Origin of the sequence: Bradyrhizobium sp. (assembly GCF_049512235.1) — a bacterium.
In the GTDB taxonomy this organism is placed as follows: domain Bacteria; phylum Pseudomonadota; class Alphaproteobacteria; order Rhizobiales; family Xanthobacteraceae; genus Bradyrhizobium.
On record NZ_JBEKXH010000353.1, the window covers coordinates 1 to 6,688 of the forward strand.

Here is a 6,688-nt window from a genome sequence, read left to right on the forward strand (position 1 = left end):
CCGAACTATCAGGCCGGCAAGGATTCGGTGGCCGGCTTCAAGCTCGACTACAAGGGCGAAATCGTCGAGGAAACCTACGTGCCGCTGGGGACGCTGGATTTTCAGGTCGAACTCTCCAAGATCGCGTCGCTGAAGCCTGACGCCGTGTTCACCTTCATGCCGGGTGGCATGGGCGTCAGCCTGGTCAAGCAGTTCAGGCAGGCCGGCCTCGCCGACCAGATCCCGGTGTTGTCGGCCTTCACGGTCGATGAATCGACCCTGCCGGCGCAGCAGGACGCGGCGGTCGGCATGTTCGGCGGCGCCAACTGGGCGCCCAATCTGGACAATCCGGCCAACAAGAAATTCGTCGCCGAATATGAGGCCGCCTACAACAGCGTGCCCGGCACCTATGCCATGCAGGCCTATGACGCCGCACTTCTGATCGACAGCGCCGTCAAGGCGGTGAAGGGCGACCTTTCCAACAAGGAGGCGGTGATCGCGGCCTTGAAGAAGGCCGACTTCACTTCGCTGCGCGGCGGCTTCAAGTTCAATACCAACGGCTATCCGATCCAGGATTTTTATCTGACCAAGGTGGCAAAACGCCCCGACGGCAAGTTCCAGACCGAGATCGTCGAAAAAGTCTTTACGAATTATGGCGACCGTTACGCCAAGGATTGCGTGCCGGGCAATTAAGAAAATCAGGAAGGGAAATAGAGCCATGAAAAGCGAGATCACCGGCATCACCCGGGCCAATGAGGGCATGCAGGGCATATCCTGGAATATTCTCGGCCAGACCTATGTGCCGAAAAACTGCACCGACCATTGCTTTTCCTGGCACGCGACGCTGCCGACCGGCACCTTCGTGCCGCCGCATATCCATCCCGATCAGGATGAGTATCTCTATATGCTGGAGGGCAAACTCGACTTTATGCTGGGTGGCAACGATGCCCATGCAACGCCCGGCGACCTGATCCGCCTCGGCATGGGCGTCCCCCACGGCATCTTCAACAAGTCGGACCAGACCGCAAAAGTGCTGTTCTGGGTATCGCCGAGCCAGAAACTCTACGATCTGTTCTGGGGCCTGCACAACATGAAGGAGCAGAAGCCCGAAGACGTGGTGGCGATGGCCGCCGAATACAACATCCACTTCCTGCCGCCGCCGCCGCCGGGGGCGTGAGTCGTCGCCGCTGAAGGAAGTCCTCATGGCGAGGAGGCGCTTGTTCAGCGCCGTCTCGAACCATGAGGGGCACGGGGCCATCCTTCGAGCGCGCGAGGTATGGGCAAAAATTCTCCCGTCATCGCGAGGAGCCCTTGCGACGAAGCGATCCACAGCGCGGCGCGCGCTGCCATGGATTGCTTCGCTCACCGGGCGGCGCTTTGCGCCGAGCCGATGGCTCGCAATGACGGTTTGAAACACCAAAGCTCGTAGCTCGTAGGATGGGTTGAGCCCTTTGCGAAACCCATCGCTCTGATAGGGAAAAATAGATGGGTATCGCTTCGAACTCAGGATGAGGACACGGATGCGCGAACAAGTGCGCGCCAAGGTACAGATGCGTAACGGAACGCTGCGCCTGGGCGCCCCCGGCCTTGCTGCCGTAACCGCCCACGATGGCGTCAGGCGACGATAGGCAACAGCGCCTTCACTTCGCCGAGAAACACCGTGATGGCGCAGGGATCACCGGCAATGTGCTTGAGCAGATATTTCTGGAACAGGCCATCAAATACCGCATAGAGCGCGCCTGACGACACGGCCGGCCGCTTGTGGCCCAGTTCCGCGAAGCGCATGGCAATACGGTTGACATCTGTATAGTAAAAATTTGACACTTGTCACGACATCGCATGACGAGTGTCAAACAAAAGCAAAACGGAGGAAACAGAGATGAGCGGAGAGCGATTATCCGGGCGCAAGGCTCTGGTGACAGGTGGCGCGCGCGGGATCGGCGCGGCCATCGCCGAAGCACTGGCCAAGGCTGGCGCCGCGGTCATGATCGGCGACATCCTTGCCGATGTCGGCCGTGATACCGCCGGCGGCATCGCCAAGCTTGGTGTCAAGGCGGGCTTCGTGACGCTGGATGTGACCAGCGAAGAGCAGTGGGAACAGGCCGTCTCCCAGACGGTGGCTACGCTGGGCGGCTTCGACATCCTGATCAACAATGCCGGGATCGAGATCACCTCCCTGGTCGCCGACCTCAGGGCCGAAGATGTGCGCCGCATGTGCGACGTGAACGTGGTTGGCACCGCGCTCGGCTTGAAAAGCGCCTTTCGCGCCATGCGCCCCGGCGGGGTCGCGGGCAACGGCGGCGCGGTGGTGAACATCGCCTCGGTCGCGGCGACCATCGCCTTCCCCGCCATCGCCGGCTATTCGGCCACCAAGTCGGCGGTCGACCGCTTGACCCGGATCGCCGCCATGGAGTCGGGCAAGCTCGGCTATGGCGTTCGCGTCAACTGCATCTATCCCGGCCTCATTCCCACCACCATGGGCATGCAGCTCGCCAACGACATCGTCGCCGTCGGCCTTGCGCCCGACGTCAATGCCGCCGTGGCCGGTGTCATCGAACAGACGCCGCTCGGCCGTCTCGCCGAGGTTTCCGACATCGCGGACGCCGCCGTATTTCTTTGTTCCAACGACGCACGCTTTATCACCGGCGCGGGTTTGCCGGTCGATGGCGGCATGGGCATGTAGGGAGATCGCCACATGAGCGAGCAAAGGCCCGTCATCGTCTATGGCGTCTCCGGCTATACCGGGCGCCTGGTATGCGAATATCTGCGTGAGTACAATATTCCCTTCATTGCCGCCGGTCGCGACAAAGAAAGAGTTCAAGCCGTTGTCGAGAAGATACCCGGCATTGAAACCGCCGATTACGAAGTCGTCGGTGTCGAGCATTCGGTCGAGGCGCTGACAAAACTGTTCAAGGGCGCCAAGGTCGTCAGCAACATGGTCGGCCCCTTCATCAAATATGCGCCGGAAGTTGTCGAGGCGGCGTTAGCCGCGGGCTGCCACTATACCGACACGACCGGCGAACAGGACTGGGTGCTGCTGGCGCAGCAACGCTGGGGCGCAAAATTCGCCGAACGGGGCCTGCTGTTGGCGCCGAACATCGCCCAGATGTACACGACCGGCGAAATCGCCGCCAACATCTGTCTCGAGACCCCCGGCCTCGACACGCTCGACATTCTGGTGCTGTGGAAGGGGCTTCCGACCTATGCCTCGACCCAGACCATCTTCACCATCCTCAAGGCCAATTGGTATTACCTTGAGCAGAACAAATATGTCGAATGGGACCTGACTGCGAGCTACGAAGTCAGCGTTCCCGGCCAGCATGAAAGCGCGATCGCCGTGCCCTGGGGCGGCACCGCCCATCCGGTGTGGTTCAAGAACGATCCCCGCGTATCGAACTGCAAGGTGATCGGCGGGGTGCTGCAACGCCAGGTCATGGAAGGCGTGCGGCAGACCACGCAGATGGTCAAGGAGAAGATCAGGCCGCTCCCACTCGACCAGCAGGAGAAGGCGCTGGCCGATATCGCGGCCACATTGCAGTCGAGCATGCCGCCGCGCGAAAATCCGCGCGTCAACACCTCGCTGGATTCCGTCCATGCGTCCGGTCCGCTCGGCCGCGCCCATTGCGTCATCCACGGCAACTGCAACTACAAGCAGACCGGCATGCTGCAAGCCTACGCTGCGTTCTCGCTGCTGCAGACGGCACCGAAGAAAGCTGGCTTCGCCTCGGCGTGCCAGGCCTTTGGCCACCGTGAACTGCTGGGCCAATTGCGCAGTTTTGGTCTTGTGATGAACCCGATCCTGACAGTTCAGGCGTGACGAGCCGGGTGACGCGCAGGCGCGTCACCCCTTTCGCCTACGCCCGCACCGCCGTCAATCCCGGCACCGCGGCAAAGCCGGCCTTGCTGGCGTAGCCGCGGACGATGGCTTCGCGCTGGACATAGCTCAGCACGTTGTCGACATTGTCAAACCCGTCGGGCGCGAGTTGCTCGACGGCGTCGATGACGCCTTCGGGGCCGCCGCGACGGTTCGAGCGCACGATCTCGGCCGTCATCGGCAACCGCTTCTGCTGATATTCCATCAGCGCCTGGCGCGGATGCTCTGATCGCGCCAGTGCGTCGGCCAGACAACGCGCGTCGAGAATGGCCTGCGAGGCGCCGTTCGATCCCACCGGATACATCGGGTGCGCGGCGTCGCCGAGCAGCGTGACGCGGCCGGCCGACCACCAGGGCAAGGGATCGCGGTCGCAGGTCGGGTATTCGTAGAACTCAGGCGTCGCCGCAATCAGGCCGGGCACATCGACATGGGGCACCGAAAAGCGCGCCACATGCGGCATCAGTTCCTCGCGTTTGCCCGGCCGCGACCAGTCCTCGCGGCGCGGCGGCGGCGCATTGCCGTCGCCGACTTTTACCAACACCGCCCAATTGGTCAGGCGGCTTGCCGGGCCTGAGCCCTCCGCGATCGGGTATACCACGACTTTGGCGTGAAGTCCGCCGGCCACGATCATGGAACGGCCGCTCAAAAACACCGGCCAGTCGCGCGCGCCGCGCCACAGCATCAGCCCGTTCCAGCAGGGTGGTCCCTCCTCCGGAAACAGCATCTCGCGTACCCGCGAATGGATGCCGTCGGCGCCGATCAAAATATCGCCGCGCACGGTTTGGGTGTGGTGGCCGGTGCGATCGAAGAAATAGGCGGTGACGCCGCCTTCGTCCTGGCTGAAGGCTCCCAACCGGCAGCCGGTGTGTATCGCCTCGCGCCCCAGCCGTTCCTCGACCGCGCGGTGGATGACGCTCTGCAGCCGGCCGCGGTGAATGGAGAATTGCGGCACTTCATGGCCGGCTTCGATACCGCGGGCTTCTTTCCAGACTTCCTGGCCATGACGGTTGAGATAATACAGCACGTCGGTGCGTACAGCGACGTCGTCGAGCTTTTGCAAAAGCCCAAGACCTGCGAGTTCGCGAATGGCATGCGGCAACGTGTTGATGCCGACGCCGAGTTCGCGGATCGAGTCCGATTGCTCGAACAATTCGCAAGCAATGCCGCGGGCCCGCAGCATCAGCGCAGTGGTCAGACCTCCGATACCACCCCCGACGATAATGACTTTCATCGCCCGCCTCCACTCCGTACCCGGACGCACCCTGAAGGCGCGTAACGTCGCATGGGCCGTCACTCCGCCGCAAGCGGCTTGGTCGCCTCCGCCTTCAACTCCGCCCGGGTCTTCGGCTTAGCCTTAATTTTCAGGTCCTCGAAGTCCTGCCGGTCGCGTACGCTGTTGCGGAAAACCTGCTCCTTGCCTGGCAGGTATTGCGGCGGGCAGAAAACCTCCGCGCCGTACCAGGCGGCCGCCTTCAGCGTGAAGGCCGGGTCGACCAGATGCGGGCGGCCGAGCGCCACCAGATCGGCGCGGCCGGCGGCGAGAATGGTATTGACCTGGTCCGGTGTCGTGATGTTGCCGACGCACATCGTGGCGACGCGGGCCTCGTTGCGGACCTGATCGGAGAACGGGGTCTGGAACATGCGGCCATAGATCGGCTCGGCGTCGCGCACGGTCTGCCCGGTGGAAACATCGACCAGATCGACGCCGGCCTCGGCAAAGGCGCGCGCGATATCAACCGCGTCATCGCCGGTGATGCCGCCCTCGGCCCAGTCGGTGGCGGAAATGCGCACCGACATCGGCTTGTGCGCCGGCCAGACCGCCCGCAGCGCCTCGAACACTTCAAGCGGAAAGCGCAGGCGATTTTCCAGCGAGCCACCGTAAGCGTCGGTGCGCCGGTTGGTCAGCGGCGAAATGAAACTCGCCAACAGGTAGCCGTGGGCGCAATGCAGTTCCAGCATATCGAAGCAGCACTGCTCGCCGCGTTCGGCCGAGGCAACGAATGCCGCCTTGACCGCGTCCATCGCGGCGCGGTCCATCTCGCGCGGCACCTGGCTGTCGGGAAAATAAGGAATTGACGAGGCCGAGATCACATCCCAGCCGCCTTGCTCGAGCGGGCGGTCGATGCCGTCCCACATCAGTTTGGTCGCGCCCTTGCGGCCGGCATGGCCAAGCTGGAGGCAGATTTTTGCCGCGGAATTGGCATGCACAAAATCGACAATGCGCCGCCAGGCTTTTTCCTGCTCGCCATTCCACAAACCAGTACAGCCCGGCGTGATCCGAGCGGCGCGCCCCACGCACGTCATCTCGGTGAAGATCAAGCCGGCCCCGCCGAGCGCGCGGGAGCCGTAATGCACCAGATGAAAATCGCCCGGCACGCCGTCGTCGGCCGAATACATGCACATCGGCGAGACCACCGCGCGATTGGCGACCGTCATCTCGCGCAATCGAAACGGCTGGAACATCGGGGCCAAGGGTTTTTCGACCTCGACGTCAAAGCCCTGGTCGCGCACATGGCGCGCGAAGGCCCTGTCGACCTCGCCGACGAACTCCGGCGCGCGCAGCGTCAGATTGTCGTAGGTGATGGCCTTGGCGCGCGTCATCACGCCGAACGCAAATTGCACGGGATCGAAATCCCAGAACCGATCGACGTGCTCGAACCAGACCAGCGACACATCCGCTGCATGCTGGGTCTTCTCGACTTCCTCGCGGCGGCCTTGTTCGTAAGTCGCGAGCGCGGCCTGGACGGTCGGTGCGCGCTCCATGGCGTCGGCCAACGCGATCGCGTCCTCCATCGCAAGCTTGGTGCCGGAGCCGATCGAGAAATGCGCGGTCGC

The 6,688-nt window shown here is 63.1% G+C and carries 7 protein-coding genes; 4 read left to right on the plus strand and 3 right to left on the minus strand.

All coding sequences use genetic code 11. The features are described 5' to 3' along the window. Together ABSG20_RS25910 and ABSG20_RS25915 are read left to right on the plus strand one after the other, a co-directional pair. Window positions 1-672 (plus strand): ABC transporter substrate-binding protein (locus ABSG20_RS25910; protein ID WP_423867337.1); only part of this gene is annotated, 672 nt, incomplete at its 5' end. 25 nt (window positions 673-697) lie between these two features. Further along, window positions 698-1,156, plus strand: a complete 459-nt coding sequence (locus ABSG20_RS25915; protein ID WP_423867338.1) for a cupin domain-containing protein — start codon at window positions 698-700, stop codon at window positions 1,154-1,156. Between the two features lie 437 nt (window positions 1,157-1,593). Here the strand turns inward: ABSG20_RS25915 and ABSG20_RS25920 are convergent, their stop codons facing one another. Continuing rightward, window positions 1,594-1,803: a hypothetical protein gene (locus ABSG20_RS25920; RefSeq protein WP_423867339.1), complete on the minus strand. Its 210-nt coding sequence runs from the start codon at window positions 1,801-1,803 to the stop codon at window positions 1,594-1,596. A gap of 55 nt (window positions 1,804-1,858) precedes the next feature. On the opposite strand from ABSG20_RS25920, the gene ABSG20_RS25925 reads away from it, so the two are divergent. Both ABSG20_RS25925 and ABSG20_RS25930 read left to right on the plus strand, forming a co-directional pair. After that, window positions 1,859-2,662, plus strand: a complete 804-nt coding sequence (locus ABSG20_RS25925) for an SDR family NAD(P)-dependent oxidoreductase (RefSeq protein ID WP_423867340.1) — start codon at window positions 1,859-1,861, stop codon at window positions 2,660-2,662. A 12-nt stretch (window positions 2,663-2,674) separates the two neighbouring features. Further along, complete coding sequence (locus ABSG20_RS25930) at window positions 2,675-3,796, plus strand: DUF5938 domain-containing protein (RefSeq protein ID WP_423867341.1); 1,122 nt, start codon at window positions 2,675-2,677, stop codon at window positions 3,794-3,796. Window positions 3,797-3,833: 37 nt separating this feature from the next. Here the strand turns inward: ABSG20_RS25930 and ABSG20_RS25935 are convergent, their stop codons facing one another. Both ABSG20_RS25935 and ABSG20_RS25940 read right to left on the minus strand, forming a co-directional pair. Then, window positions 3,834-5,084 carry a flavin-dependent oxidoreductase gene (locus ABSG20_RS25935; protein ID WP_423867342.1) on the minus strand — a complete coding sequence of 417 codons (1,251 nt, stop codon included), beginning with the start codon at window positions 5,082-5,084 and terminating at the stop codon, window positions 3,834-3,836. 59 nt (window positions 5,085-5,143) lie between these two features. Further along, window positions 5,144-6,688: oxidoreductase (locus tag ABSG20_RS25940; RefSeq protein ID WP_423867343.1), on the minus strand; the 1,545-nt coding region annotated here is incomplete at its 5' end.

Coding starts and splice junctions, on each gene's coding strand:
- ABSG20_RS25915 (WP_423867338.1), top strand. CDS start 698: ATGAAAAGCGAGATCACCGGCATCACCCGGGCCAATGAGGGCATGCAG.
- ABSG20_RS25925 (WP_423867340.1), top strand. CDS start 1,859: ATGAGCGGAGAGCGATTATCCGGGCGCAAGGCTCTGGTGACAGGTGGC.
- ABSG20_RS25930 (WP_423867341.1), top strand. CDS start 2,675: ATGAGCGAGCAAAGGCCCGTCATCGTCTATGGCGTCTCCGGCTATACC.
- ABSG20_RS25935 (WP_423867342.1), bottom strand. CDS start 5,084: ATGAAAGTCATTATCGTCGGGGGTGGTATCGGAGGTCTGACCACTGCG.